The organism is Propionibacterium cyclohexanicum, from assembly GCF_900111365.1.
Lineage (GTDB): Bacteria > Actinomycetota > Actinomycetes > Propionibacteriales > Propionibacteriaceae > Propionibacterium > Propionibacterium cyclohexanicum.
The window spans coordinates 18,782-44,206 of sequence record NZ_FOGZ01000016.1; the positions used below are offsets into that span (position 1 = coordinate 18,782).

21 protein-coding genes are annotated in these 25,425 nt (G+C 67.8%); 17 read left to right on the forward strand and 4 right to left on the reverse strand.

From position 1 onward, the window contains the following. Positions 1 to 67: 67 nt before the first annotated feature. The 3 genes from BMX93_RS08365 to fbaA all read left to right on the forward strand — a co-directional run bounded on the left by BMX93_RS08365 (position 68) and on the right by fbaA (position 2,428). Positions 68 to 730 (forward strand): TrmH family RNA methyltransferase, encoded by a 663-nt coding sequence (locus BMX93_RS08365; protein ID WP_425438776.1) that lies wholly within the window; start codon positions 68 to 70, stop codon positions 728 to 730. A 4-nt stretch (positions 731 to 734) separates the two neighbouring features. Beyond that, on the forward strand, positions 735 to 1,295 hold the full coding sequence (locus tag BMX93_RS08370; protein ID WP_143052862.1) for a hypothetical protein: 561 nt from the start codon (positions 735 to 737) through the stop codon (positions 1,293 to 1,295). A gap of 110 nt (positions 1,296 to 1,405) precedes the next feature. Further along, on the forward strand, positions 1,406 to 2,428 hold the full coding sequence (fbaA, locus tag BMX93_RS08375; protein WP_091969996.1) for a class II fructose-bisphosphate aldolase: 1,023 nt from the start codon (positions 1,406 to 1,408) through the stop codon (positions 2,426 to 2,428). Between the two features lie 115 nt (positions 2,429 to 2,543). On the opposite strand, the gene BMX93_RS08380 is transcribed toward fbaA, so the two are convergent. After that, positions 2,544 to 4,088: an MFS transporter gene (locus BMX93_RS08380; RefSeq protein WP_218139282.1), complete on the reverse strand. Its 1,545-nt coding sequence runs from the start codon at positions 4,086 to 4,088 to the stop codon at positions 2,544 to 2,546. A gap of 382 nt (positions 4,089 to 4,470) precedes the next feature. Between BMX93_RS08380 and BMX93_RS08385 the strand changes: the two genes are divergently transcribed. Further along, positions 4,471 to 5,223, forward strand: a complete 753-nt coding sequence (locus BMX93_RS08385) for a GntR family transcriptional regulator (protein ID WP_091970010.1) — start codon at positions 4,471 to 4,473, stop codon at positions 5,221 to 5,223. A gap of 448 nt (positions 5,224 to 5,671) precedes the next feature. On the opposite strand, the gene ilvD is transcribed toward BMX93_RS08385, so the two are convergent. After that, on the reverse strand, positions 5,672 to 7,513 hold the full coding sequence (ilvD, locus tag BMX93_RS08390; protein WP_091970012.1) for a dihydroxy-acid dehydratase: 1,842 nt from the start codon (positions 7,511 to 7,513) through the stop codon (positions 5,672 to 5,674). A gap of 116 nt (positions 7,514 to 7,629) precedes the next feature. Then, entirely contained in the window at positions 7,630 to 9,540 is a 1,911-nt protein-coding gene (gene asnB / locus BMX93_RS08395; RefSeq protein WP_218139280.1) for an asparagine synthase (glutamine-hydrolyzing), read from the reverse strand. 126 nt (positions 9,541 to 9,666) lie between these two features. Here asnB and BMX93_RS08400 point away from each other — a divergent pair, with 126 nt between their 5' ends. From BMX93_RS08400 to BMX93_RS08455, 12 genes are all read left to right on the forward strand, one after another. Then, entirely contained in the window at positions 9,667 to 10,923 is a 1,257-nt protein-coding gene (locus BMX93_RS08400; protein WP_091970014.1) for a glutamyl-tRNA reductase, read from the forward strand. Next, complete coding sequence (gene hemC / locus BMX93_RS08405; RefSeq protein WP_091970016.1) at positions 10,920 to 11,822, forward strand: hydroxymethylbilane synthase; 903 nt, start codon at positions 10,920 to 10,922, stop codon at positions 11,820 to 11,822. The genes BMX93_RS08400 and hemC overlap by 4 nt, the downstream gene beginning before the upstream one ends. Further along, on the forward strand, positions 11,819 to 13,750 hold the full coding sequence (hemE, locus tag BMX93_RS08410; protein ID WP_091970017.1) for a uroporphyrinogen decarboxylase: 1,932 nt from the start codon (positions 11,819 to 11,821) through the stop codon (positions 13,748 to 13,750). Before hemC ends, hemE begins: the two co-directional genes overlap by 4 nt. A gap of 2 nt (positions 13,751 to 13,752) precedes the next feature. Further along, positions 13,753 to 14,883: a TIGR04053 family radical SAM/SPASM domain-containing protein gene (locus BMX93_RS08415; RefSeq protein WP_091970019.1), complete on the forward strand. Its 1,131-nt coding sequence runs from the start codon at positions 13,753 to 13,755 to the stop codon at positions 14,881 to 14,883. Positions 14,884 to 14,888: 5 nt separating this feature from the next. Then, entirely contained in the window at positions 14,889 to 16,385 is a 1,497-nt protein-coding gene (gene hemG / locus BMX93_RS08420) for a protoporphyrinogen oxidase (protein ID WP_091970021.1), read from the forward strand. After that, positions 16,382 to 17,404, forward strand: a complete 1,023-nt coding sequence (gene hemH, locus BMX93_RS08425; RefSeq protein WP_091970023.1) for a ferrochelatase — start codon at positions 16,382 to 16,384, stop codon at positions 17,402 to 17,404. Before hemG ends, hemH begins: the two co-directional genes overlap by 4 nt. After that, positions 17,401 to 18,432, forward strand: coding sequence for a porphobilinogen synthase (hemB, locus tag BMX93_RS08430; protein WP_091970025.1), 1,032 nt, complete (start codon positions 17,401 to 17,403; stop codon positions 18,430 to 18,432). Before hemH ends, hemB begins: the two co-directional genes overlap by 4 nt. 57 nt (positions 18,433 to 18,489) lie before the next feature. Then, the gene (hemL, locus tag BMX93_RS08435) at positions 18,490 to 19,797 is read left to right on the forward strand and encodes a glutamate-1-semialdehyde 2,1-aminomutase (RefSeq protein ID WP_091970027.1); all 1,308 of its coding nucleotides are present in this window, start codon (positions 18,490 to 18,492) and stop codon (positions 19,795 to 19,797) included. A 118-nt stretch (positions 19,798 to 19,915) separates the two neighbouring features. Beyond that, positions 19,916 to 21,430, forward strand: coding sequence for a methylmalonyl-CoA carboxytransferase subunit 5S (locus BMX93_RS08440; RefSeq protein ID WP_091970029.1), 1,515 nt, complete (start codon positions 19,916 to 19,918; stop codon positions 21,428 to 21,430). 15 nt (positions 21,431 to 21,445) lie between these two features. Further along, complete coding sequence (locus BMX93_RS08445; RefSeq protein ID WP_091970031.1) at positions 21,446 to 23,020, forward strand: acyl-CoA carboxylase subunit beta; 1,575 nt, start codon at positions 21,446 to 21,448, stop codon at positions 23,018 to 23,020. 17 nt (positions 23,021 to 23,037) lie between these two features. After that, a complete protein-coding gene (locus BMX93_RS08450; RefSeq protein ID WP_091970032.1) occupies positions 23,038 to 23,283 on the forward strand; it encodes a hypothetical protein in 246 nt (81 codons plus the stop codon). Between the two features lie 15 nt (positions 23,284 to 23,298). Next, a complete protein-coding gene (locus BMX93_RS08455; protein ID WP_091970033.1) occupies positions 23,299 to 23,670 on the forward strand; it encodes a biotin/lipoyl-containing protein in 372 nt (123 codons plus the stop codon). Between the two features lie 81 nt (positions 23,671 to 23,751). On the opposite strand, the gene BMX93_RS08460 is transcribed toward BMX93_RS08455, so the two are convergent. Continuing rightward, positions 23,752 to 24,495, reverse strand: coding sequence for an SDR family oxidoreductase (locus tag BMX93_RS08460; RefSeq protein WP_091970035.1), 744 nt, complete (start codon positions 24,493 to 24,495; stop codon positions 23,752 to 23,754). A 93-nt stretch (positions 24,496 to 24,588) separates the two neighbouring features. On the opposite strand from BMX93_RS08460, the gene BMX93_RS08465 reads away from it, so the two are divergent. After that, positions 24,589 to 25,338 carry a phosphoglyceromutase gene (locus BMX93_RS08465; RefSeq protein ID WP_091970037.1) on the forward strand — a complete coding sequence of 250 codons (750 nt, stop codon included), beginning with the start codon at positions 24,589 to 24,591 and terminating at the stop codon, positions 25,336 to 25,338. Positions 25,339 to 25,425 lie beyond the last annotated feature (87 nt).

The window sequence follows — 25,425 nt, forward strand, 5'->3', positions numbered from 1 at the left end:
TGAGGAGGACATCGCGCTGTCTTCCGAGGAGGTCTATCCACGCGATCCGACGGCGGTCAACGTCGGTGTGGGCCCGGCACCCGAACCATGGCCGGACGACCCACGGCTGGATCCGGCGCTTCTCGCCGGGGGTGACCACCGCAATGTCTTGGACCGCTATCGCTACTGGAGCGTCGAGGCGATCGTGGCGGACCTGGACACCCGGCGCCAGCCTGTGCACATCGCCATCCAGAACTGGGAGCACGATTTCAATATCGGCTCGATCGTGCGCACCGGCAATGCCTTCAATGTCGCCGGGGTGCACATTCTCGGCCGCCACCGCTGGAACCGGCGCGGCGCGCTGGTCACCGATCGCTATCTTCACGTCCACCACCATCCCGATGTGGCCTCCTTCGCCCAGTTCTGCCGTGAGGCGCAGCTGGACGTCATCGGGGTGGACAATCTGCCTGGTTCGGTGCCCTTGGAGACCGTGGAGCTCCCGCTGCACAGCTGCCTCGTGTTCGGCAGCGAGGGCAGCGGCCTGACCGAGGAGCTGGTCGGAGCCTGCTCGCGGCTGGTCTCCATCACCCAGTACGGCTCCACCAGGTCGATGAATGCCGGCGCCGCGGCGGCGATCGCGATGTACCACTGGGCCCTCAGCCATGCCTCGGGGCAGGCGGCGGGCGGGGTGAGCTCGCCGGCGGGCCGGACCCGCGACGGTGCCGACACCCAGCACTCCTCGTTAGGATGAGCCCATGGCGCAGGCCGTGACGAGACGAGGGTTTGGTGTGGGGGTCGAGTCCCGAACGCTGGCGCAGCGTGCCAAGAGACTGCGGGCCCGGCTCGTCCAGCAGGCGATCAGCGCGGTGCTGGGCACCATCGTCTCCGTGATCCTCTATGTGGGCTTCGGCGGGGGTGGGGGAGCTGGGTCGCCGCTGTCGGTGCTGGTGATCGCCGCGCCGGCCCTCTACGGCTGGATCCGGCTCGTCGCCGAACTCGTCCGACGTCACGACATGAATCGGGCCCTGCGCCTCATCGAGCCCGGTCCGGTGCTGCGCGTCGAGCGGCCCGGATTGGTTCTGCGCAACGGCGACCGGCTCGAATACCTGCGGTGGGAGCAGATCTCGTCGATCAGGGGAGTTCGCCGCTTCGACCTGCCGGGCCCGCTGCTGCAGGTGGAGCGCGCCGACCACACGGTGTGGAGCGTGCCCTTCGCGCTGCTCGACGCCAAACCCGGCGGTATCGACGCTGCCGTGAGGGCCTACGCTGGGGGACGGTTCGGCCTCGACATGGCCGCGTGTGACGACATTTGGTGACCGCGTTCACTTACCCGAGCCGATTTGAGAGGATGGGCAGGGCTGCCACCGGTGACCTGCAGGTTGCCGGGAACCCACCCAAGATGGCGACGAGCTAAAAGGAAGAACATATGCCTATTGCAACTCCCGATGTCTACGCTGACATGATTGATCGCGCCAAGAAGGGTGGCTTTGCCTACCCGGCGATCAATGTGACGTCTTCCATGACTCTGAACGCCGCACTGCAGGGCTTCGCCGAGGCCGAGTCCGATGGCATCGTGCAGATCTCCACCGGTGGTGCCGAATATGCCTCCGGCCAGCGGGTGAAGGACATGGTGACCGGGGCCGTGGCGCTCGCCGAGTACGCGCGCATCGTGGCCAAGACCTACCCGGTGAACATCGCCCTGCACACCGACCACTGCCAGAAGGAGAAGCTCGACAAGTACGTCAACCCGCTCATCAAGATCAGCCAGGAGCGCGTTGACCGCGGCGAGGATCCGTTGTTCAACTCCCACATGTGGGACGGCTCGGCCATCCCGGTGGAGGAGAACCTGCAGATCGCCGACGAGCTGCTCTCGCGCACCAGCAAGGCCCACATCATCCTCGAGATCGAGGTCGGTGCGGTCGGTGGCGAGGAGGACGGCGTGACCGGCGAGATCAACGACAAGCTCTACACCACCGTCGACGACGGCCTGCGGACCCTCGAGGTTCTGGGCACCGGGGAGAAGGGCCGCTACATCACCGCTCTGACCTTCGGCAATGTGCACGGCGCGTACAAGCCCGGGCATGTCAAGCTGCGTCCTGAGATCCTCAAGGAGATCCAGGACGCCACGGGCAAGAAGTACGGCAAGGACAAGCCCTTCGACCTGGTCTTCCATGGCGGTTCGGGCTCGACTCCCCAGGAGATCGCCGACGCGGTGTCCTACGGTGTCATCAAGATGAACATCGACACCGACACCCAGTACGCGTTCACCCGTCCGGTCGCCGATCACATCTTCAAGAACTACGACGGCGTCCTGAAGATCGACGGCGAGGTCGGCAACAAGAAGACCTATGACCCGCGCTCGTGGGGCAAGAAGGGTGAGGCAGGCATGGCGGCTCGTATCGTCGAGGCTGCCAAGCAGCTCGGCTCGCTGGGCACCCACCAGGCCTGATCTCCTGGCGGCTTGCTGAGCGTCACCATCGCACGATAGGGGCCGGTCCAGAAGGACCGGCCCCTATCGTCGTGGGCTGATCTGCGGTCGCGCCGCGCTGGCCCACCTGCGCTGTTCAGGAGTACTGCTTCTGGAAGCTCAGCTCCAGTTCCTCGAGGCTGCGGTTCTTCGTCTCCGGAACGATCTTGAGGTAGAACAGCAGCGTCGCCACATTGAAGGCGGCGAAGATGAGATAGGTCAGCGAGCCGCCCAGGCCCTCCATCATGATCGGGAAGACGACCGCGACGAGGGCGTTGGCGATCCACAGGGCACCCACCGCCAGCCCCAGGGCCGTGCCGCGAATCTTCGCCGGGAAGATCTCGGAGAACAGCACCCAGTTGACTGTGCCGGACTGCTTGGCGAACACGAACAGGCACACCAGGACCAGGACGAGTACGGGCGCGAAGGCCGGGGCGCCGGTGATCTCGCCCTCGCCGTTCTGGAAGGGCTGGATGAAGAAGTGGAAAACGCCGGCCAGCGCCGTGAGGAAGAAGACGATCGTCGCGGCCTGGTAGATACCGACGTGACGGCGCGCGAACTTGGCGATGAGCCAGAAACCGACGGCCGAGCCGATGAAGGAGACCGCACCGGAGACCACGTTGAGGCTGATCGAATCGGTCATCGAGAAGCCGGCGGCGTTGAGCACCTTCGGCAGGTAGTACATGGCGGTGTTGATGCCCGTCAGCTGGTCGGCCACGCCCAGGCCGACGCCGATGAGCAGCAGCCTGCGTGTCCACGCGGTACGCCAGATCTGTGAGAGCCGCCAGTGTTCCTGGTGGGCCTCGGCGCGCTGAACATCGATCATCTCGTCGAGCTCGGCGGCGATGTCGTCGGACTGCTCGTCGCGTACCCGCTTGAGCGAACCGATCGCTTGCGGGACGTGGAGGTGCGAGGCATACCAGCGGGCGGATTCGGGCATCCGGCGGATGCCGAATCCCAGGGCGATTGCCGGAATGGTCGCCAGGACGAGCATGTATCGCCAGGTGTCGCCGTTGCCACCGGTCACGGTGAGCCCGATCGCGTGCTCCAGCTGCTCCCAGGGGTGGGTGCTGCCCGCGGCGAAGGTGCCGCTCGGGTCGTCACCGACGACGGCCCGCGGACCACCCCGGTACTGGGCCAGCACGGCGTTCATGCTGTAGGCCAGCAGCTGGCCGCCGACGATCATGAACTGGTCGACGGCCACCACGACGCCGCGGACATTCTTGGGGGCCGCCTCTGACAGGTAGACCGGCACGGTCGCCGATGCCCCACCCACAGCAGTGCCGAGGATGAAGCGGAAGACGTAGAGCATCGCGATGTTCACCGACAGGGTGCAGCCCAGTGCGCCGACGATGAAGACCGCTGCAAGGAGCGTCAGATTGTGACGTCGCCCATAGCGGTCGGAGAGCCGGCCCCCGAAGGTGGCGCCGAATGCCGCGCCCAGACACAGCAGACCACCCACCCATCCCTCTTCGAGGGTGCTCATGCCCAGGCCGCCGGCGGCTCGGGGCAGGTACATATAGGGCAGTGCGCCGGCGATGACGCCGGTGTCGTAGCCGAAGAGCAGCGAGCCCAGGGTGGCGACCGCGGCCAGCACCCACAGGGCGCGCTTCTTGCCCGATGGCGGCGTCTGGGCCACCAGCTGCTCGATCTTGTCCGGTGTGTAGTCCTCCACCGACAGTTCTGTCGTACTCATCTATGTCCTTGCCACTGGCGCCCACCCCGTCGGCGAGTCCTCGCGAGCGGCGGGCAGGCGTGTTCGGGGCCGATGACTGGAGTGTCCGGCCACCGGAGATTGTCGCACAGGCCGGATGTGACGGCTCGCCGATCCGCCCCGGGCGCGGTGCCCGGTGGAGCCGGATGGAGCCAGATGGAGCCGGGGCACGGTGCCGATTTGCAGCTAATCACGTCAATCGGACATCAATAAGTGACGACCAGCGCCCGATAGGCCGGAATCAGCGTACCCTCCAGAGGGGCTAGATAAACGGAAAAATGACCGCAACAGCAGAACAGGGCACATCGACATGGATGATCGGACCACTCATTTCGCTGTCGATGTCAAAATCGATCGGACCAGCCCGGTGCCGCTCTACTTCCAAATCAGCGAGCCGATCAGCAAGCTGATCGCCGATGGCACGCTGCCCCCCGGCACCCGTCTGGAGGATGAGCTGTCCATGGCCAGCCGGCTCAATGTCTCGCGCCCGACGGCCCGCAAGGCCCTGCAGCGCCTTGTCGATGGCGGCCTGGTGATCCGTCGCCGTGGTGTGGGCACCCAGGTTGCCCCGGCGCAGATCCATCGTCCCGAGTTGCTCATGAGCCTCGATGCCGAACTCACCCGCGCAGGGCATGAGACCGCCACCCAGGTTCTCGAGTATCTCGTCCGGCCGGCCGATGATGCGGAGTCGCAGGAACTGGGACTGCCCATCGACACCCCTGTCGTCTTCGTCAAGCGCCTGCGGTTCAGCGACGGTTCGCCGATCGCGCTGCTCAACAACCTCATACCGGCGAGCCTGGCGCCCCGGCGCGCCGAGCTGGAGAGCTATGGGCTCTATGACATCCTGCGCGAGCACGACGTTCACTTGGCGACGGCACACCAGTCCATCGGCGCCAAGGCGGTCGGCCGCGTGGAGGCCGAGCAGCTGGGCGAGCAGCCCGGGGCGGCGGTGCTCACCCTGGTCCGCACCACCTACGACGACAGGGGCGGGGTCGTGGAGTTCGGGCACCACGTCTACCGGGCGTCGCGCTACACCTTCGATTCCACGCTGTTCACCCGATGAGGTCCGCCAGGGTCTGGCCATCCCGGCCCCCTGGGGAGATACTTGTCGGACAAGTCTCGTCGACGAGAGGAGTGCCTATGGATATCGATGTGTGCAAGCCCAAGGCAACGGAAGCCCTCAATTCGAGATAGCGCAGCGTTGCCCTCATCAGCGCCTGTCGGGCAACTGGCAGTGCGCCCATAAGGAATCAATCGTGGAAAGGTATCGCCCCGGCGTCAGTCGGGGCGATACCTGATCAATCGTGGGATGGTATCGCCCCGGCGTCAGTCGGGGCGATACCTGATCAATCGTGGGATGGTATCGCCCCGGCGTCAGTCGGGGCGTTACCTGATCAATCGTGGAATGGTGCCGCCTCGGCGTTAGTCGGGGCGGCACTTGCGCGTCGCGGCTCATCATCGCCCAGCTGGGCTGAGGTTGGCGTACCGGCGGTATCGCCCTGCTGCGGGACTCAGAGCTTACGGCGGGACGCGCCCTTGTCGGCACTTTGCGCGAGCATTCCGTACACCTTCAGCGCATTGCTGACCTTGCGCTCACGATGCTCGGGATGCCATCCGAGGGCGTCGCGCTTGCTGCGGCGCTGGGCGAGCTGTTCGTCGCTCAGCTCGACATCGAGAGTGCGGTGGGGGATGTCGATGGCGATGATGTCACCGTCCTCGACGAGCCCGATCGCCCCGCCTGCCGCCGCCTCCGGGCTGATATGGCCCAGGCACAGGCCCGAGCTACCGCCCGAGAATCGGCCGTCGGTGATGAGTGCGCACTTCGGGCCGAGGCCGGTGCCCTTGAGATAGCTCGTCGGGTAGAGCATCTCCTGCATACCCGGGCCGCCCTGGGGGCCCTCGTAGCGGATCACGACGACATCGCCCGGCTCGATCCGCTTGTTGAGGATGGCGTCGACGGCTTCTTCCTGGCTCTCGGTCACCTTCGCCGGTCCCCGGAACACGAGCTGGTGCTCGGGCACTCCGGCCGTCTTGACGACACAGCCGTCGACCGCGAGGTTACCGTGCAGCACCGCCAGGCCTCCGTCGGCGGTGTAGGCGTTCGCCACCGAGTGGATGCAGCCGTGGACGTCGTCGGTGTCGAGGGACGAGTAGGTGTTCGTCGAGCTGAACATCTCGGTGGTGCGCACCCCGCCGGGGGCGGCCTTGAAGAGCTCGAAGGATTCGGGCGTGGCCTTGCCGCCGCGGATGTCCCAGTCGTCGAGGAAGGCCTGCAGCGAGTCGTGGTGCACCGAATGGACGCCGGAGTCCAGCAGGCCCGCCCGGTTGAGCTCGCCGAGGATGGCCGGGATACCGCCGGCTCGATGCACATCTTCGAGGAAGAACTCGGAGCTGTTGGGCGCCACCTTGCACAGGCACGGCACCTTGCGCGAGAGGGCGTCGATGTCGTCCTCGTCGAAGTCGACGCCGGCCTCCTGGGCGGCGGCCAGCAGGTGGAGGATCGTATTGGTCGAACCGCCCATCGCAATGTCCATCGTCATGGCGTTGGAGAAGGCCTCGCGGGTGGCGATGGAGCGCGGCAGCACCGATTCGTCGCCCTCGTCGTAGTAGCGCTTCGCAAGCTGCACGACGAGCTGCCCGGCCTGCCTGAACAGCTCCCTGCGAGCCGAATAGGTGGCCAGGGTGGTGCCATTGCCCGGCAGCGCCAGCCCCAGCGCCTCGGTGAGGCAGTTCATCGAGTTGGCGGTGAACATGCCCGAGCAGGAGCCGCAGGTCGGGCAGGCGGACATCTCGATGCGCGCCAGTTCGCCGTCCGAGACGGAGGGGTCGACCGAGGCGGTCATCGCATCGATGAGATCGAGGCGGGGTGTCACCGTGCCGTCGTCCATGGTGACCGGGCGGCCCGATTCCATGCCGCCACCCGACACGAAGACGGTGGGGATGTTCAGGCGCAGTGCCGCATTGAGCATGCCAGGGGTGATCTTGTCGCAGTTGCTGATGCACACCAGTGCGTCGGCCTGGTGGCCATTGCACATGTACTCGATGGAGTCGGCGATGATCTCGCGGCTGGGAAGTGAATAGAGCATGCCGCCGTGTCCCATGGCGATGCCGTCGTCGATGGCGATCGTGCTGAACTCGCGTGCGATGCCGCCGGCAGCGGTGACCGCATCGCCGACGATCTTGCCGACGTCGCGAAGACCCACGTGACCAGGGACGAAACCGGTGAAGCTGTTGGCAATGGCCACGATTGGGCGCCCGAAGTCGGATTCGGTCATCCCGGTGGCGCGCCACAGCGCGCGCGCACCGGCCATCAGGCGTCCGCTGTAGGTGACGCTGGAGCGCAGCTTTGGCATGCAAATCCCTTCCTGTGTTCTGATCCAGGGTAGTTCGCGCCGGGCAGCTCCCCTGGCTGCGTCCAGCGACGCCCTGACCTTGCCCAGGCGGCGTCGTGTGCCGGCGAGCCCCGGGCTCAGAGCCGCAGGGGATAGTGCGGGTGCGGAACCTCGGGGACGATCGTGCCGGCGACGAAGATGTCGTACCAGAGCATGAAGACCAGCACCGTCCAGATCCGCCGCGAGTGATCGGCCACCCCGGCCCGGTGCTCGTCCAGCAGCTTGAGCACGGCCTTCGGGTCGATGAACTCCTCGGTGGGCGAGGAGGTGATGATGTCGCGGGCCCAGGGATAGGAGTCGCCGCGCAGGTACACCCGGGTGGGGACCGGGAAGCCGAGCTTGCGCCGGTGTAGTACGTGTGCCGGAACGACCTTCTCGAGGGCTTTGCGCATGGCGTACTTCGTGGTGTTCTGGGCCAGTTTCTCGCCCACCGGAATGTGGCGCGCCACCTCGAAGACCTCCTTGTCGAGGAAGGGCACCCGCAGCTCCAGGGAGTTGGCCATCGTCATCTTGTCGGCCTTCACCAGGATGTCGCCACGCAGCCAGGTGAACAGGTCGACGTGCTGCATCCGCTGCACCGGATCCCAGCTGCGCGACTGGGCATAGAGCGGGTCGGTGACATCGTGGAAGGTCACCGAGGGGTCATAGGTCTTCAGCAGGCCCGGCAGCTGCTCCTCGCGGAAGATCCGCGCATTGCCGTAGTAGCGATCCTCCAGATCGATACTGCCGCGGCGCAGCAGGTCCTTGCCGCGCATGCCGTCGGGCAGCGCGCGGCCCACGGCGGCCAGCCCGCGGCGCAGCGGGTTGGGCAGCGAGACGAGCGGGCCAAGGCTGCGCGGCTCGTGATAGATCGTGTACCCGCCGAACAGCTCGTCGGCACCCTCGCCCGAGAGCACCACCTTGACCCTCTTGCGGGCCTCGTTGGCGACGAAATACAGCGGCACCAGCGCCGGATCGGCGACCGGGTCGTCGAGGTACCACACGATGAGCGGCAACGTGGAGGTCAGCTCCTCCTCGCTCACCCAGCGCGTGATGTGTTCCACCCCGATCGCCTTCGCCGAGTCGTCCGCGACGTCGACCTCGGAATAGCCGTCCACCCGGAAGCCGGTGGTGAAGGTGAGCAGATCGGGGTTGTAGCGCTTGGCGAGCGCCGCGATGGCGGTGGAATCGATACCTCCGGACAGGAACGCGCCGACTGTCACGTCGGCACGCATGTGCTTGGCCACCGAGTCGTCGAGCACCTTGAGGATGCGGTCGTAGAGCTCCTCCTGCTCGTCGGGCGTGCGCACCGGGGTGGACGCAAAGCGGGGCGTGAAGTAGCGGTGCTGCTCGAGTGCGCCGTCCCTGACGGTGAAGCTGGTGCCCGATTCGATCTTCGAGATGGCGGTGTCCATCGTGTCGGGCTCTGGCACGTACTGCAGCACCAGATAGTGCTGCAGGGCAGTGGTGTCGACGATCGGCTGCCCCGTGAGCACCCGCACGCTCTTGGCCTCGGAGCCGAAGACGAAGCCGTCGGGGGTGCGGCCCGCGTAGAGCGGCTTGATGCCGAAGGGATCGCGTGCCCCGAAAGCCAGCTTCTCCTGGGAGTCCCAGATGACGAAGGAGAACATGCCGCGCAATTGCTCCACCCATGCCGCGCCGTGGAAGTGATAGCCGGCGACGATGGCCTCGCCGTCACCCTCGGTATGGAAGACTGCCCCGTCGTCGCGGGCCAGCGCTGCGCGCAACTCCAGATAGTTGTAGATCTCTCCGTTGAAGACCATCCAGTAGCGCTGCGGCGACTCCGGGGGTCCCCATTTGAGTGGCTGCCCCGAGTTCTCGATGTCGATGATCGACAGCCGGTTGAAGCCGAAGCAGGTCCGCTCGTCGTGCCAGACGTTCGTGTCGTCCGGTCCGCGGTGACGGGCCTGGGCCATTCCTTCGCGCACCTGCTCGACCCGTTCGTCCCGCAGGCTGTCGGTGGAGATGAAGCTCATGAAACCGCACACGTCGGACTCACTTCCTGATCTTGGCCTGGACTGCGCTACCGGTTCAGTATGGCCGATCGCGGTGGACGCTCGCCCTGGGCACTTCGGGACTGCTGTTCGCGCAAGTCCCCGGGTTAGCATTCTGCGGTGCACATCCACGTGGTTGGCGTCGATCACGAGTCCGCGTCGCTGTCGGCGCTGGCCTCGGTGGGGCCCGCCGACGCCTTGGCGGCCCGCGTCATGGCCCGCGAGCCGGCGATCGCCGGGGCAGTGCTGCTGAGCACCTGCAATCGCTTCGAGCTCGTGACCGATGTCTGCGACGGGACGGACGCGGACACGGTGCTGGCCTTGGTGCGCCGGGAGCTGGAAGCCCTGTGTCCCCAGGTCGATCCGCTCATGCTGGCTGGGCTGTCGGTGACGAGCGATGAGGCGGCCGTGCGCCATCTGTTCACAGTGGGTGCCGGTCTGCTCTCGGCCGTCATCGGCGACAAGCAGGTGGCCGGCCAGCTGCGCCGCGCCTATGAGAGCGCCTCCGAGCGGGGCCAGTGCACGGCCCGGCTGCACCGCCTCTTCCACTCCTGTCTGCATACCTCGCGGACGGTGGCCTCGACGACCTCGCTGGGTGCCGTAGGGCGTTCCGCCGCGGGAGTGGGACTGGACCTTGCCACGCGGGGCCGCGCAGATCTGCGCGGTACCCGCGTTCTGCTTGTCGGCACCGGTTCCTTCGCCAGGGTGGTGGTGGCCGAGCTCGTCTCGCGCCGCGCCAAGGAGATCATGTGCTGGTCGGCGAGCGGGCGTGCACCCGAGTTCGCGGCCCACCACCAGGTGCGCCCGGTGCCCGGCGGCAGTCTGGTCGCCGCGCTGCGGGAGGCCCAGCTGGTGGTCACCTGCTCCGGCAATGGCGTGGTGCTCGACGAGCAGACCGTGCTGGCTGCCCGCCCCGAGCTCGCGGCCCCGGCTGTCGCCGATTTCCCGGTCGTCGATCTCTCGCTGGCCGGTGACGTCGCCGCGTCGGTCGCACAACTTCCCGGCGTGCGAGTGGTAAGTCTCGCCGAGGTGGTCGCCAAGGCCAATGGGACACAGGCAGAGGTGATCGAGGAGGCGCAGCGGGTCGTCGAGCACGGAGTGCGCGAGTACCTGGCCAAGGAGCGCTCGCGAGCCGCCGATCCGCTGGTGGCGGCACTTCGCCAGCATGTCGCGATGCTCGTGGACGCCGAGATCGCTCGCTGTCACGCCAAGGAGTCCGAGGAGGTGGCGGCGGCGGTCGAGCGCTCACTGCGCCATGCCGCCGGCGCGCTGCTGCACACACCGATGGTGCGGGTCTCCCAGCTGGTGGAGCAGGGTCGGCTCGAGGAATGCACCGAAGCGCTCGCCACCCTGTTCGGGATCGAGGTGGAGCAATGAGGGGACGCACGCTGCTCATCGGTACGAGGGCTTCGGCGCTGGCGATGGCGCAGTCCGGCCTGGTGGCCGCGATGATCGAGAAGGCCACCGGCCTGGCTACCGAACTCGTGAGCGTGCGCACCGAGGGCGACGATGTGCGCATTCCGCTCTCGTCGCCGCCGCGCCCGGGCGCCTTCGCAGCACGGCTGCGCGATGTGCTGGTGGCCGGTGAGGTGGACGTCGCCGTGCACTCCTTCAAGGACCTGCCCTTCGCGCCCGTCGAGGGTCTCTCGGTGGTGGCGATCCCGCCACGCGCCGTGGCACGCGATGCCCTGGTGAGCCGCGCCGGTATCGGTCTCGACGCGCTGGCGGAGGGCTCGCGGGTGGGTACCTCCAGCCCGCGGCGTGCGGCCGCGCTGACTCGCCGGCGCCCTGACCTGCGCATCGTTCCCATCCGGGGCAATGTCGACACCCGGGTCCGGAAGGTCCGAGATGGCGTGGTCGATGCCGCCGTGCTTGCGGCGGCGGGACTCAACCGGCTGGGAAGAGGCGCCGAGATCACCGAGCTCATCGATCCCGCTGTTCTCGTGCCTGCGCCGGCGCAGGGCGCGCTGGCCGTCGAGATGCGATGCGACCACCCATGGGCTGCGGCGGTGGCCCACCTCGACGACCCCGACAGCAGGCTGAGGGTCGTTGCCGAGCGCCAGGTGTTGTCCGGGGTCCAGGCCACCTGCACGACGGCGATCGGGGCCTACTGCCAGTTCACCGGTTCGTCGCTGGGCCTCATCGCCGAGCTCAGCGACCATCGGGGGGTCGAGCACGCCCACGTCGAGCTGCGCACCACCCTCGGCGACGACCGGCTGGGCGACGCGACCCGGCTCGGGGAGCGCGTGGCGGCGAAGCTCATGGGGCGGGCATGAGCGCCGTCGGGCAGGACGCGCTCAGCGGCACCGAGGCGTGGCCGCCTCCAGTGCTGCTGGTCCGTCCCGACGCCAACGAGCGCGATGCCGAGCAGCTGGACGCCTGGGGCATCGAGACGACGATCGATCCCTGGCTGGAGGTGAGCACGGCGGCGGACCCGGCACCGGCGCACCGGCTGGTGGGCATGCTTGCCGCCTGCGCCACGGGCACCGTGCTCGTCGTCACCTCCCCGCGTACCTGGGGGCATCTGGGCCAGCTGGTGGGAGACAAGGCGCTCGAGCGGGCCGTCAGCGCGGCGCTGGGCAATGGCGCACTCGTCTGGTGCACCGGACGAGGCACCGCCGCCAGCCTGCCCGAGGGCCTGGCAGCCGCCATTCACACCGCGCCCACCGGTGAGGCGCTGGCCCAGGCGCTCAACTCCCAGGTGCTGCCCGGTTTCGGCCACCTCATCGCCGGGGTGCCGCTCGTCCTGCTTCCTGGCAGCGAGATCGCCCGGCCGCAGCTTCCGGCAGCGCTGGCGGCTGGTGGCTGGCGGGTGGTGACGGCACCCGTCTACACCACCCGTGCGCGCAGTGAGCGTCCCGACAGCGCCGCCCCGCTGGCGTCCGGCCAGTTCTCTGCGGTCGTCGTCCGCTCTCCCAGCGCCGTGCAGGCCCTGCGCCAGGGGCTGGGCGAACAGTTCTGGCCGGAGGGCACGCCGATGGTTGCCGCCGGGCCTACCACCGCCGCTGCGGCACGCGAGCTGGGGATTGACCCGGTGGAATGCGCCGGCCCCGAGCCAGCGCGGGTTGCCGCTACGGTGGCGACCACGCTGGGGGTGCCCGAGAAGTGCGCGGCAGGCACGGCGCAGATGCTGCCGCCCTCGCACCCCAGCCGTACCGGTGTGCTGGCAGCCAGCCCCTTCCTGAGTGCCTGCCGCGGAGTTCGCCCAGCCGTCACCCCGGTGTGGTTCATGCGCCAGGCCGGACGCTCGCTGCCCGAGTACCGCGCCGCCCGGAGGGGCAGCACCATGCTCGATTCCTGCCTCGACCCTGAGCTGGCCAGCGAGCTGACCCTCCAGCCGGTGCGCCGCTACGGCGTCGATGCCGCCATCTTCTATTCCGACATCATGGTGCCGCTGCGGCTGGCCGGGCTCGACGTCGACATCGAGCCCGGGGTGGGCCCGGTGATCGCCAACCCTATCCGCCACCCGGAGCAGATCGAGGCGCTGCCCACTCTCGAGGACGATGCCCTCGCCCCGATCCGCGCGGCGGTCGGCCGGGCCGTCGCCGAGCTCGGCCCCGTGCCGCTCATCGGCTTCGCGGGCGCGCCGTACACCGTCGCGTCCTATCTCGTGGAAGGCCGGCCCGATCGCACCCATCCCCGTACCCGCACCCTCATGCGCGAACACCCTCATGCCTTCGCCGCCCTGCTGCGCTGGGTGGCGGGCATCAGCCTCGACTTCCTCCGGGCCCAGGTGATGGCGGGGGCCAGCGCCGTCCAGCTGTTCGACTCGTGGGCCGGCGAACTCGACCCGGCCGATTACCTGGTCCACGTCCAGCCGGCTTCCGCGCTCGTGCTGCGGGGCATCGGGCGCCTGGGCGTACCTCGCATCCATTTCGGCACGCGCTCGGCGCGCCTGCTGGTGGCCATGCGCGACGCGGGTGCCGATGTCATGGGGGTCGCCTCGGACCTGAGCCTCGACGAGGCGAACCGACTGCTCGGTGGCCGGACCGTCCTGCAGGGCAATGTCGATCCAGATCTGCTCACCGCCACGCCCGCCCGGCTCGACGAGCACCTGCGGACTGTCCTTGCGAGCGGTGCCGCCGCGCCCGCCCACATCGTCAATCTTGCGCACGGTGTCCCCAAGGACACCGATCCGCGGACGCTGGCGCACATCGTCGATCTTGTGCACACCAGCGCCTCCACCTCTGCGAAAGGACATTGATCATGCCTCGTCCGGCTGGGATCGGTTCTGTCAAGCCCGTCAACTGGGCCTACGATCGCGCACCCATGATCATCTACTGGGAGCTGACCACTGCGTGCGCGCTGGCCTGCCGACACTGTCGTGCCACCGCCCAGCCCGAGCCCGCGCCCGGCGAGCTGAGCACCTCTGAGGCGCTGGCTCTCCTCGATGACATCACCCGCTTCGGCACCCCGGCGCCCCACGTCATCATGACCGGTGGCGACCCGATGCGCCGCGGCGATCTCGACGAGCTGATCCGGGGCGCGAACGATCGGGGCCTGGGCGTCTCCCTGGCGCCGGCCGTCACGCCGCTGCTGAGCAAGCAGCGGATGGCCGAGATGAAGGCCCTCAACGTGCAGGCCATGTCGCTGAGCCTCGACGGCTCGGTGGCCGAGCACCACGATGGGGTGCGACAGGTGCCCGGCACCTTCGACGCCACCCTTGCCGCGCTGGCACAGGCCAATGAGGTGGGCATTCCCGTGCAGATCAATACCCTCATCACCGATCAGACGGTGCACGACCTCGACGCCATGTACGAGCTCCTCACCCACTACGAGATCATGCAGTGGAGCCTGTTCTTCCTCATCTCGGTCGGCCGGGGCGCCCAGCTGACCGAGATGAGCCCGGGGGACGCCGAGCGCACCCTCATCGAGTGGGGCCAGCGGGCACACGATGCGCCTTTCCGGATCAAGACCACCGAGGCCATGCAGTACCGGCGCATCACCGCCCAGCGCCTGCTGCGCGCCGGGAAGACGCGCGAGGAGATCGAGAACAGCAAGGCCTCGCGCGGCTTCGGCATTCGCGATGGCAACGGCATCGTCTTCGTCTCCCATCTGGGCGAGGTGATGCCCTCGGGTTTCCTGCCGACCAGCGTCGGCAATGTTCGCGAGCGTAGCCTCGTCGAGCTCTACCGCGACACCGAGCTCATGAAGGCGCTGCGCCGTCCCGAGGAGTTCAAGGGCTCCTGCGGGGTCTGCGAGTTCAACCGCTGGTGCGGAGGCTCACGGGCCCGGGCCGCTGCCTGGACCGGAGATCCGCTGGAATCGGATCCGCTGTGCCCCTATGTGCCACGGAGCATGCGCGGGCACGACCGTCGCGAGCCGAGCCTGGTCTGACAGCCATGGACACCGTCACCACCCAGCCCTCGCGCCACTCGACACCGCCGGCGGACCAGGACCTGCACCTGGTGGTCGTTGGCGGGGGCATCACCGGGCTGGCTGCCGCATGGCAGGGCGTGCGCCGCGGAGCCCGCGTCAGCCTCTTCGAGGCCGGCCCCCGCCTGGGAGGCAAGCTGCACACCGTGCACCGGGACGGTTTCGTCGTCGAGGCCGGGCCCGACTCGTTCGTCCGGTACCGGCCGGCCGCGCTGCAGCTCATCGACGAGCTCGGCCTGTCCGGCGAGGTCATCGGTGCCGGCGGCGGGCGCCGGGTGAGCCTGCTCTCGCGCGGCAAGCTGCGTCCGATGCCAGCCGGAATGGGCATGGTGCTTCCCACCAGGATGTGGCCGTTCGTCACCACCTCGGTGCTTTCCTGGCCCGACAAGCTGCGAGCCGGGCTGGACCTGTTCATCCCGCGTCAGCTCGGCGAGGGGGACATCGCGATCGGGGACTTCCTGCGCAAGCGGCTGGGCGACGGCATCGTGCGCCGCTTCGCCGATCCGATGGTCGGTGGCATCTACGGTGCCGGGGTCGACGAGCTCAGCCTGGACGCGGTGCTGCCGAGCCTGCGAGCCAGCGAACAGGAGTACCGCTCGCTCATGGTGGCCTCGCTTGCCCAGGGACGCGAGCGGCGCCGGAAGGCCGCCGGCGCCACATCGACGGGCGGCCCGAGCGCGTCGATGTTCGCCACCGTGCGCGGTGGTCTTGGCCAGCTGGTCGACGCCCTGGATCGGGCCCTGCGGGCCGCTGGGGCACAGATCCGCACCGGCGTCGCGGTGAGCGGCCTCGACGACCAGGGCATCGCGCTCGACAATGGCGAGCGGGTCGATGCCGATGCGGTGATCCTGGCAGGCGGGGTCGCCAGCTCCCGGCTGCTGCTGTCGCGGACCGTGCCGGGCGCCGCACAGGCCCTCGCCGAGGTGCCGCTGGCGTCCACCACCATCGTCTCGCTCGGCTGGAAGAGCAGCGACTTCGATACGGTGCCCGAGTCCCAGGGCTGGCTCGAGGCCGACGAGGGCTCCTTCAGCGGGCTCACCGTCAGCTCGGTGAAGTTTGCCGGCCGTGCACCCGAGGACAGTGTGCTCGTGCGGGTCTTCGTCCCGGACAAGCGCGGACCGCTGTGCGCGGCTCCCGATGACGAGCTGGTCGCCGCCACGCTCGTCCACGTGGGCCCGCTCCTCGGAGTGCGTGCCCGGCCCCGGCTGGTGGAGATCTCCCGGTGGCCCGGTCTCATGCCGAAGTACACAGTCGGTCACCTCGGGCGGGCCGCGACCGTCGATGCCGCACTGCGCGACGGGCATCCGCACTGGGCCGTCGCCGGAAGCGCCCTGCACGGTGTGGGCATCCCCGACTGCATCGCCGATGCCCGTTCCAGGACTGATGCCGTTCTCGACGCTGCCCGCGATGCCCATCGTGGTGGCACCGGCCCTCGTACTCGCGTCGAGCAGGCCGGCAGATGAGCCCCGCCTTCGACGCAGTGGTGGTGCTGGGTTTCGGGGGACCCGAGTCCATGGACGAGGTCCCCGACTTCCTGCGCCGGGTCAGCGGGGGACACATCCCCCAGGAGCGTCTCGACGAGGTGGCCGGGCACTACGCCCACTTCGGCGGGGTGAGCCCGGTCAACGCGCAGCATCGGGCACTGGCCCGTGCTCTCGAGCAGCGGCTTGGGGCGCGTGGCCTCGCGCTGCCCGTCGTCACGGCGAACCGCCATTCGGCACCTCTCATGGCGCCGGTCCTGGCTCAGCTGGCCGAGCAGGGCGCCCGGCGGGTGCTCGCGCTGGCCGCCGCGCCCTTCTCGTCGTATTCCGGGTGCCGTGCCTATCGCGAGGAACTGTTCACTGCCCTGCCACGGGGACGCACGCTCGGTGTCGTGAAGATCGGCTGCTATCCCCAGCTGGGCGCGCTGGCGAGCTGCCAGGTGGAGCTCTTGGAGCAGGCCTTCCGTGAGGCTCCCGACGCGCACCTTGTGTTCACCACGCATTCCATCCCTACGGCCATGGCCGCGAGCTCCGGCCCGCACGGCGGCGCCTATGTCGCCCAGCACCGCCGGCTCATCGACACGGTGATGGCGGCCCTGGCCGACCGGGGCCTGGCACCAAGCTGGGAGCTGGCCTACCAGTCGCGCAGCGGTTCGCCGCGGACACCCTGGCTCGAGCCTGACATCAACGATGTCTTGCATCGGCTCGCCAGGCAGGGCGTACGTCATGTCGTCTGCTCGCCGATCGGCTTCCTCACCGACCACATGGAGGTCGTGTGGGACCTCGACACCGAGGCGAGCGCCACGGCGGGTAACCTCGGGCTCGGATTCACGCGGGTGGCGACTGTGGGTGCCCAGCCCGCCTTCCTGGACGAACTCGCTCGCCTCGTCGCCGGCTTCCTCACCGGTGAGGCGCGTACCTGCTCGGGCGGGTGGTGCGGTGCCGGCTGTTGCCCCAACCCCCGTGGTTCACGTCCAGCCGTCGAAGGAGTCACCCCATGACCATTGCCCAAAGTCCTCTTGAGCAGACCGGACAGCTGAGCGCCGAGCGGATCGTCCAGCGTCCTCGCCGGCTGCGCCGCACAGCGGCAATCCGCGCGATGGTGGCGGAGACCCGGCTGGACCCCGCCGACTTCGTCTTGCCGCTGTTCGCCGTCGAGGGCCTGGACGAGCCCCGCGAGCTGGCCGCGATGCCCGGCGTGCGCCAGCACACCAAGGCATCGCTGCAGCGCGCGGTGCACGAGGCGGCCCAGGCGGGGGTCGGCGCGGTGATGCTCTTCGCGACCCCGGCGCATCGTGACCCGCAGGGCAGCGAGGCCTGGAACCCCGAGGGGATCCTCGCGAATGCCGTTCGCTGGGCGGTCGAGGCCGAGCCCGGCCTGCCGGTCGTGGCCGATGTCTGCCTCGACGAGTTCACCGATCACGGGCACTGTGGCGTCCTGGCCCCCGACGGCAGCGTCGACAACGACGCCACACTGCCGCTCTACGCCAAGATGAGCTGCACCCTTGCCGACGCCGGTGCGGCCATGCTGGGCCCCTCGGGCATGATGGACGGCCAGATCGGCGTCATCCGTGAGGCACTCGACCGGGCCGGTCACTGCGACACCGTGCTCATGGCCTACTCCGCGAAGTACGCCTCCGGTTTCTTCGGTCCCTTCCGCGAGGCGGTGGACTGCCAACTGACCGGCGATCGGCGCGCCTACCAGCAGGATCCCGCCAATGTCATCGAGGGCCTGCGCGAGGTCGAGCTCGATCTGGCCCAGGGCGCCGACATCGTCATGGTCAAACCCGCGCTGGCCTATCTGGACGTGCTCACCAAGGCGCGCGAGATCTCGAACGTACCGGTTGCTGCCTATGTGGTGTCGGGGGAGTACGCCATGATCGAGTTCGCGGCGAGAGCCGGCGCGATCGACCGCAAGCGCTGCATCCTCGAGGCGCTCACCGCTGTCAAGCGCGCCGGCGCCTCGCTCATCGTCAACTACTGGGCTACTGAGGTGGCCGGATGGCTGCGTTCCCAGGGCCGCTCATGAGGCTGGCCGGTCTGCCCGCTGGGCCCGTCATCACCCTTTCGACAAGGAGATCCATCCATGTCCCGAAGCGATGAACTGTTCGCCCGCGCCCTCGAGGCGATGCCAGGGGGTGTCTCGTCTCCAGTGCGTGCCTATCCCTCGGTGGGCGGCACTCCGAGGTTCGTGCGCGAGGCGCACGGTAGCCACATCACCGATGTGGACGGCAGGCGCTATGTCGATCTGGTGTGCAGCTGGGGGCCGATGATCGCCGGGCACGCCCACCCGGCGGTCGTGGAGGCCGTGCAGCAGGCAGTGGCCGGATCCACCTCGTTCGGCGCGCCGTGCGAGGTGGAGCTGAGGCTGGCCGAGGCCGTGGTGGCCCGGATGGCCGGTGCGGTGGAGCGGGTGAGGTTCACCTGCTCCGGCACTGAGGCGGTGATGACCGCTGCGCGGCTGGCTCGCGGGGTGACCGGGCGCCCGCTCATCGTGAAGTTCATCGGCTGCTACCACGGGCACGCCGACAGCTTCCTGGTCGCCGCCGGCTCGGGGGTCGCCAGCCTCGGGCTGCCCGACTCGCCCGGGGTTCCCCAGGCCATCGCCTCCGACACCGTGGCGCTGCCCTACGGACGCCTCGATCTCGTGGCGGAACTGTTCGCAACACGAGGTGAGCAGATCGCGGCGATCGTCACCGAGGGCGTCCCGGCCAATATGGGCGTCATCGTGCCGCCGCCGGACTTCAACCGTCGGCTCGCCGAGATCGCCCACGCCCACGGCGCGCTGCTGGTCCAGGACGAGGTGCTGACCGGTTTCCGGGTCTCGGCAACCGGCGCCTGGGGCCTGACCGGGCAGCGCGATGGCTGGACACCCGATCTGTTCACCTTCGGCAAGGTGATCGGTGGCGGCATGCCACTTGCCGCAGTGGCCGGCCGTGCCGAGCTGCTCGACCAGCTCGCCCCGCTGGGATCCATCTACCAGGCCGGTACGCTCTCGGGCAATCCGGCGGCCTGCGCGGCGGGGCTGGCGACTCTGGGTCTCATGGATTCCGATGCCTATGCGCGCCTCGACTCGATCGCCGAGCAGGTGGCCGGCATCGTCGACCGGGCACTGGACGCGGTCGGGGTAGCCCACCGGCTCAACAAGGTGTCCAACCTGTTCAGTGTCTTCCTCGCCGACGAGCCGGTGGTCGATTTCGCGTCGGCCTCGCGCCAGGATCGCGCGGCCTTCTCGCGCTTCTTCCACGCCGCCCTGGACGCCGGGCTGTGGCTGGCACCGAGCGGTTTCGAGGCCTGGTTCTGCTCCACTGCCATCGACGACGACGATCTGGAGGTCATCGAGAAGGCCGTCGCCGCAGGGGCACGGGCAGCAGCTCAGGCTCAGCAGGATTGAGTTCTCCGCCGGGGTCCGATGCGGCACTCACCGAACTGAACAGTGTTCACTCTTTGAGACTCTCATTCCACACCCACCCTGCCATCGCCTGGCCTGCCCCGCGTGGGAGGATGGCGCCATGAGTCCGCGAGAAATTGAGGTTTCCGAGCCGCGGGAGATCGGTATCACCGAACTCGTGCTGCGCGATGCCCATCAGAGCCTGTTTGCCACCCGAATGGCCATGGAGGACATGGTCGATGCATGCGCCGACATCGACGCGGCCGGTTACTGGTCGGTCGAATGTTGGGGCGGTGCCACCTATGACAGCTGTATTCGCTTCCTCAATGAAGATCCCTGGGAGCGGCTGCGCACCTTCCGCAAGCTGATGCCCAACAGCCGCCTGCAGATGCTGCTGCGTGGCCAGAACCTGCTTGGCTACCGCCACTACAACGATGAGGTTGTTGACCGTTTCGTCGACAAGTCCGCCGAGAACGGCATGGACGTCTTCCGCGTGTTCGATGCGATGAACGATCCCCGCAATATGGAGCACGCGATGGCCGCCGTGAAGAAGGCGGGCAAGCACGCCCAGGGCACCATCTGCTACACGATCAGTCCCGCACACACCACCGAGGGCTATGTCAAGCTCGCCGGCCAGCTGCTCGACATGGGCGCTGACTCCATCGCGTTCAAGGACATGGCGGCACTGCTCAAGCCGCAGCCCGCCTATGACATCGTCAAGGGCATCAAGGACACCTACGGCAAGGACGTGCAGATCAACGTGCACTGCCACTCCACCACCGGTGTCACCCTGGTCTCGCTCATGAAGGCCATCGAGGCCGGCGCGGATGTCGTCGACTCGGCCATCTCGTCCATGTCGCTCGGCCCCGGTCACAACCCCACTGAGTCGGTCGTCGAGATGCTCGAGGGTACCGGCTACACCACCGGTCTCGACATGGACCGCCTCATCAAGATCCGTGACCACTTCAAGGCGGTCCGCCCGAAGTACAAGAAGTTCGAGTCGAAGACCTTGGTCAATACGAACATCTTCGCCTCCCAGATCCCCGGCGGCATGCTCTCCAATATGGAATCTCAGCTGCGTGCCCAGGGCGCCGAGGCGCGGATGGACGAGGTGATGGCCGAGGTCCCGGTCGTCAAGAAGGACGCCGGCTACCCGCCGCTGGTGACGCCATCCAGCCAGATCGTGGGCACCCAGGCCGTGTTCAATGTGCTGATGGGCCGTTACAAGAGGATGACCGGCGAGTTCGCCGATCTCATGCTCGGTTACTACGGCGCCAGCCCCGCCGAGCGCAACCCCGAGGTCATCGCGCTGGCCGAGAAGCAGGCCGGCAAGAAGCCGATCACCCAGCGTCCCGCCGATCTGCTGGAGCCCGAATGGGACAAGCAGGTCGCAGAGGCCAGCAAGCTGTCGGGTTTCAACGGCTCCGACGAGGACGTGCTCACCTACGCTCTGTTCCCGGGAGTCGCCCCGACCTTCTTCGAGCACCGCGCCGAGGGGCCCAAGAGCGTCGGGCTCACCGAGGCCCAGCTCAAGGCCGAGGCGGAAGGGGCGAAGTCCACGGCCCTTGCCGGACCGATCAGCTACAACGTGACGGTCGGGGGAACCAGCCACGCCGTCACCGTCGAGCCTGCGTGAGGATGATTGCCAATCATGGCTGACAAGAACGTGATCAAGCTCGCCGAGACGATGGATGCCCGAGTGAGCCAGCTCGCCGAGCAGCACCACATCATCGAGTTGGGGGGTGGGCAGGCCCGGCTGGACAAGCAGCACGAGAAGGGCAAGGAGACGGCGCGCGAGCGCATCGACAATCTTCTCGACCCCCACTCCTTCGAGGAGGTCGGAGCTTTCCGCAAGCACCGCACCACCCTGTTCGGCATGGACAAGGCAGTCGTCCCCGCCGACGGCGTGGTGACCGGCTCGGGGACCATCTTCGGACGTCCGGTGCATGTCGCCTCTCAGGACTTCTCCGTGATGGGCGGCTCCGCTGGCGAGACGCAGTCCACCAAGGTCGTCGAGACGATGGAGCAGTCACTGCTTACCGGAACGCCCTTCCTGTTCTTCTACGATTCCGGCGGCGCCCGCATCCAGGAGGGCATCGATTCGCTGTCCGGCTACGGCAAGATGTTCTTCGCCAATGTGAAGCTGTCGGGGGTCGTGCCGCAGATCGCCATCATCGCCGGGCCGTGCGCCGGCGGCGCGTCCTATTCGCCCGCTCTCACCGATTTCATCATCATGACCAAGCAGGCCCACATGTTCATCACGGGCCCCCAGGTGATCAAGTCGGTGACCGGTGAGCAGGTGAGCGCCGATGAGCTCGGCGGCGCCGTTGCTCATATGACCACCTCCGGCAACATTCACTTCGTTGCCGAGGACGACGATGCAGCCATCCTCATCGCCAAGAAGCTGCTGAGCTTCCTGCCGCAGAACAACACCGAGGACGCCGAGTTCGTCAATCCGAACAATGACGTCTCACCGTGCGAGGAGCTGCGCGAGATAGTCCCGCTGGACGGCAAGAAGGGCTACGACATCCGCGATGTCATTGCCAAGATCGTCGACTGGGGTGACTATCTGGAGGTGAAGGCCGGCTACGCGACCAATATCGTCACGGCCTTCGCGCGGATCAATGGCCGTACCGTGGGCATCGTCGCGAACCAGCCGAAAGTGATGTCGGGCTGCCTCGACATCAATGCATCGGACAAGGCGGCCGAGTTCATCGGTTTCTGCGATGCCTTCAACATCCCGCTCGTCCAGCTGGTCGACGTGCCCGGCTTCCTGCCGGGCGTCCAGCAGGAGTACGGCGGCATCATCCGGCACGGCGCCAAGATGCTCTACGCCTACTCGGAGGCAACTGTTCCCAAGATCACGGTCGTCCTGCGCAAGGCCTACGGTGGTTCATATCTGGCGATGTGCAACAAGGATCTCGGGGCGGACGCCGCGTATGCCTGGCCCAGCGCCGAGATCGCCGTGATGGGTGCAGAGGGTGCCGCCAATGTGATTTTCCGCAAGGAGATCAAGGCCTCCGAGGACCCGGCTGCGACGCGCGCCGAGAAGATCGAGGAATACTCGAACGCCTTCAACACGCCCTATGTGGCCGCCGCGCGCGGCCAGGTCGACGATGTCATCGACCCGGCAGACACCCGTCGCAAGATCGCCGCCGCACTGGAGATGTACGCCACGAAGCGTCAGCCCCGTCCGGCCAAGAAGCACGGGAATATGCCGTGCTGATCGGAGGGAACAGATAGATGTCCGATACAGACAAGGACTTGTTGATCACGACCTTGGCCACGAGGCTGGCCGCGCTGGAATCCGAGGTGGGTGCGCTCAAGGCGGCCAGTCCCGGTATTCCTGAGGACGTCGTGGTGGCCATCTCGGCTGCGGTGTCCGCCTATCTCGGCAACGACGGATCGGTGCAGGCCATTCGTTTCGCCCCGAGCCCCAATTGGATCCGGCAGGGTCGCAGGGCTCTTCAGAACCATTCCATTCGTTGATCGGGAGAAACTGACATGAAGCTGAAGGTAACCGTCAACGGCGTCGCCTATGACGTCGATGTGGATGTCGACAAGACCCAGAACAATCCGCTCGGCACCATCGTGTTCGGGGGCGGGGCAGGCGGGCCGGCCCCCGTCGCCTCCGCCGGCGCCAGTACGGGCGCCAGCGCCGGCGAGGGAGAGATCCCTGCGCCGTTGGCCGGCACCGTCTCGAAGATCTTGGTGGCCGAGGGTGACCAGGTGAAGGCGGGGCAGGTGGTACTCACCTTGGAGGCCATGAAGATGGAGACCGAGATCACTGCTCCGCGCGATGGTGTGGTCGAGAAGGTTCTCGTCGAGGCCCGCCAGCCCGTCCAGGGTGGTCAGGGGCTTGTCAAGATCGGCTGAATCTCTGGTTGCAGTGCCGAGGTGGCCGGCCCGCGTACGCGGGCCGGCCATGTCATTCTCTGGGTCTGGAGCCGCTGCCGCTCAGCCGCGGTGGACCGTGAAATTGTTCACCTGGGCGCGTGGCCGCACGATCATCCGGTCGATGTTCACATGGGCCGGGCGTGTGACGGCCCATCCGATGCAGTCGGCGATGTCCTGCGCCACGAGTGGCTCGGCCACGCCCTCGTAGACGGCGTCGGCTGCCGCCTGGTCGCCCCCGAACCGGACCTTGCTGAACTCCTCGGTCTTCACCATGCCCGGACAGATCTCCAGGACGCGGATCGGGCGCCCGCCCAGCTCCAGTCGCAGTGCCCCGGCGATATTGCGCTCGGCGGCCTTGGCTCCGCAGTACCCGGCCGCGCCGGGATAGGGGTACTCGGCTGCGGTGGAGGTGACGAACATGATGGTGCCCTCGGCCCGCTCGAGGGCCCCGATGAGTGCCTTTGTCACGCGGACGGTGCCGAGCACGTTGATCTCGTACATGGCGCGCCACTTGTCCAGGTCGGTGTCTTCGACCCGGTCCTGGCCGAAGGCCCCGCCGGCATTGTTCACCAGCACGTCGAGGCGCTGGCCGATCCGCTCGGCCAGCGCCGCCACCTCGGCGTCGCTGGTGAGATCGCAGGCGAGCGCGGTACCGCCGATCTCCTCGGCGAGGGCGTGCAGGCGGTCGGCGCGGCGGGCGGCCACGAAGGTGTGGAAGCCCAGCTTGCTCAGCTGCCGGGCTGTGGCGGCGCCGATGCCACTCGAGGCGCCGGTGACGAGGGCGGTTGGGGTTGAGGTGGTCATGTCCGCAGTATTGCACCGCGGCAGGCCCCTCGGTGGCTCCGGTCGGGTGGGCGGAGTCGTCTGAGGGCAGGGGCGGCTCGATAGACTCGCCCCATGACCTACAGGCTGATCCTGCTCCGCCATGGCGAGAGCGAATGGAACTCCAAGAACTTGTTTACGGGCTGGGTTGACGTCGATCTCAACGAGAAGGGCGTCAAGGAGGCGACCCGCGGCGGAGAGCTGCTCGCCGAGCAGCAGCTGCTCCCTGACATCGTCCACACCTCGCTGCTGCGCCGCGCCATCCATACGGCCTATCTCGCGCTGGACAAGGCCGATCGCCACTGGATCCCGGTGAGGCGCAGCTGGCGGCTCAACGAGCGCCACTACGGCGCTCTGCAGGGGCTCAACAAGACCGAGATCCGCGAGAAGTACGGCGAGGAGCAGTTCATGGCGTGGCGGCGTAGCTACGATGTGCCGCCGCCCCCCATTGATCGCGACGGCGAGTGGAGCCAGTTCAACGACCCGCGCTATGGCGACATCCCCGAGGGCGAGCGCCCGCTGGCGGAGTGCCTCAAGGACGTCGTGGGACGCATGCTGCCCTACTGGGAGTCGGACATCATTCCTGACCTCAAGGCCGGTAAGACCGTTCTCGTGGCCGCGCACGGTAACTCGCTGCGCGCCCTCGTGAAGCATCTCGACGAGATCGACGACAAGACGATCTCCGGGCTGAACATCCCCACCGGCATCCCGCTGTACTACGAGCTCGACGAGAACTTCAAGCCGCTCGTGAAGGGCGGACGCTATCTCGACCCCGAGGCCGCGGAGGCGGGCCAGAAGGCCGTCGCCAGCCAGGGCAAGAAGTAGAGCTGCGCTATAGCCAGTGGGGCGCCGTCACCGGCCGGTGACGGCGCCCCACTGGCTGGTGCCCGGCCCGGCGTCCGATCGGGTCTG

What these genes read in the sequence shown, in the direction of transcription:
- BMX93_RS08460 (WP_091970035.1), bottom strand. Translation starts at nt 24,495, where the DNA reads ATGACCACCTCAACCCCAACCGCCCTCGTCACCGGCGCCTCGAGTGGC.
- BMX93_RS08445 (WP_091970031.1), top strand. Translation starts at nt 21,446, where the DNA reads ATGGCTGACAAGAACGTGATCAAGCTCGCCGAGACGATGGATGCCCGA.
- BMX93_RS08465 (WP_091970037.1), top strand. Translation starts at nt 24,589, where the DNA reads ATGACCTACAGGCTGATCCTGCTCCGCCATGGCGAGAGCGAATGGAAC.
- BMX93_RS08455 (WP_091970033.1), top strand. Translation starts at nt 23,299, where the DNA reads ATGAAGCTGAAGGTAACCGTCAACGGCGTCGCCTATGACGTCGATGTG.
- BMX93_RS08385 (WP_091970010.1), top strand. Translation starts at nt 4,471, where the DNA reads ATGGATGATCGGACCACTCATTTCGCTGTCGATGTCAAAATCGATCGG.
- hemB (WP_091970025.1), top strand. Translation starts at nt 17,401, where the DNA reads ATGACCATTGCCCAAAGTCCTCTTGAGCAGACCGGACAGCTGAGCGCC.
- ilvD (WP_091970012.1), bottom strand. Translation starts at nt 7,513, where the DNA reads ATGCCAAAGCTGCGCTCCAGCGTCACCTACAGCGGACGCCTGATGGCC.
- hemL (WP_091970027.1), top strand. Translation starts at nt 18,490, where the DNA reads ATGTCCCGAAGCGATGAACTGTTCGCCCGCGCCCTCGAGGCGATGCCA.
- BMX93_RS08415 (WP_091970019.1), top strand. Translation starts at nt 13,753, where the DNA reads ATGCCTCGTCCGGCTGGGATCGGTTCTGTCAAGCCCGTCAACTGGGCC.
- hemG (WP_091970021.1), top strand. Translation starts at nt 14,889, where the DNA reads ATGGACACCGTCACCACCCAGCCCTCGCGCCACTCGACACCGCCGGCG.
- BMX93_RS08440 (WP_091970029.1), top strand. Translation starts at nt 19,916, where the DNA reads ATGAGTCCGCGAGAAATTGAGGTTTCCGAGCCGCGGGAGATCGGTATC.
- fbaA (WP_091969996.1), top strand. Translation starts at nt 1,406, where the DNA reads ATGCCTATTGCAACTCCCGATGTCTACGCTGACATGATTGATCGCGCC.
- BMX93_RS08370 (WP_143052862.1), top strand. Translation starts at nt 735, where the DNA reads ATGGCGCAGGCCGTGACGAGACGAGGGTTTGGTGTGGGGGTCGAGTCC.
- BMX93_RS08450 (WP_091970032.1), top strand. Translation starts at nt 23,038, where the DNA reads ATGTCCGATACAGACAAGGACTTGTTGATCACGACCTTGGCCACGAGG.
- hemC (WP_091970016.1), top strand. Translation starts at nt 10,920, where the DNA reads ATGAGGGGACGCACGCTGCTCATCGGTACGAGGGCTTCGGCGCTGGCG.
- hemH (WP_091970023.1), top strand. Translation starts at nt 16,382, where the DNA reads ATGAGCCCCGCCTTCGACGCAGTGGTGGTGCTGGGTTTCGGGGGACCC.
- hemE (WP_091970017.1), top strand. Translation starts at nt 11,819, where the DNA reads ATGAGCGCCGTCGGGCAGGACGCGCTCAGCGGCACCGAGGCGTGGCCG.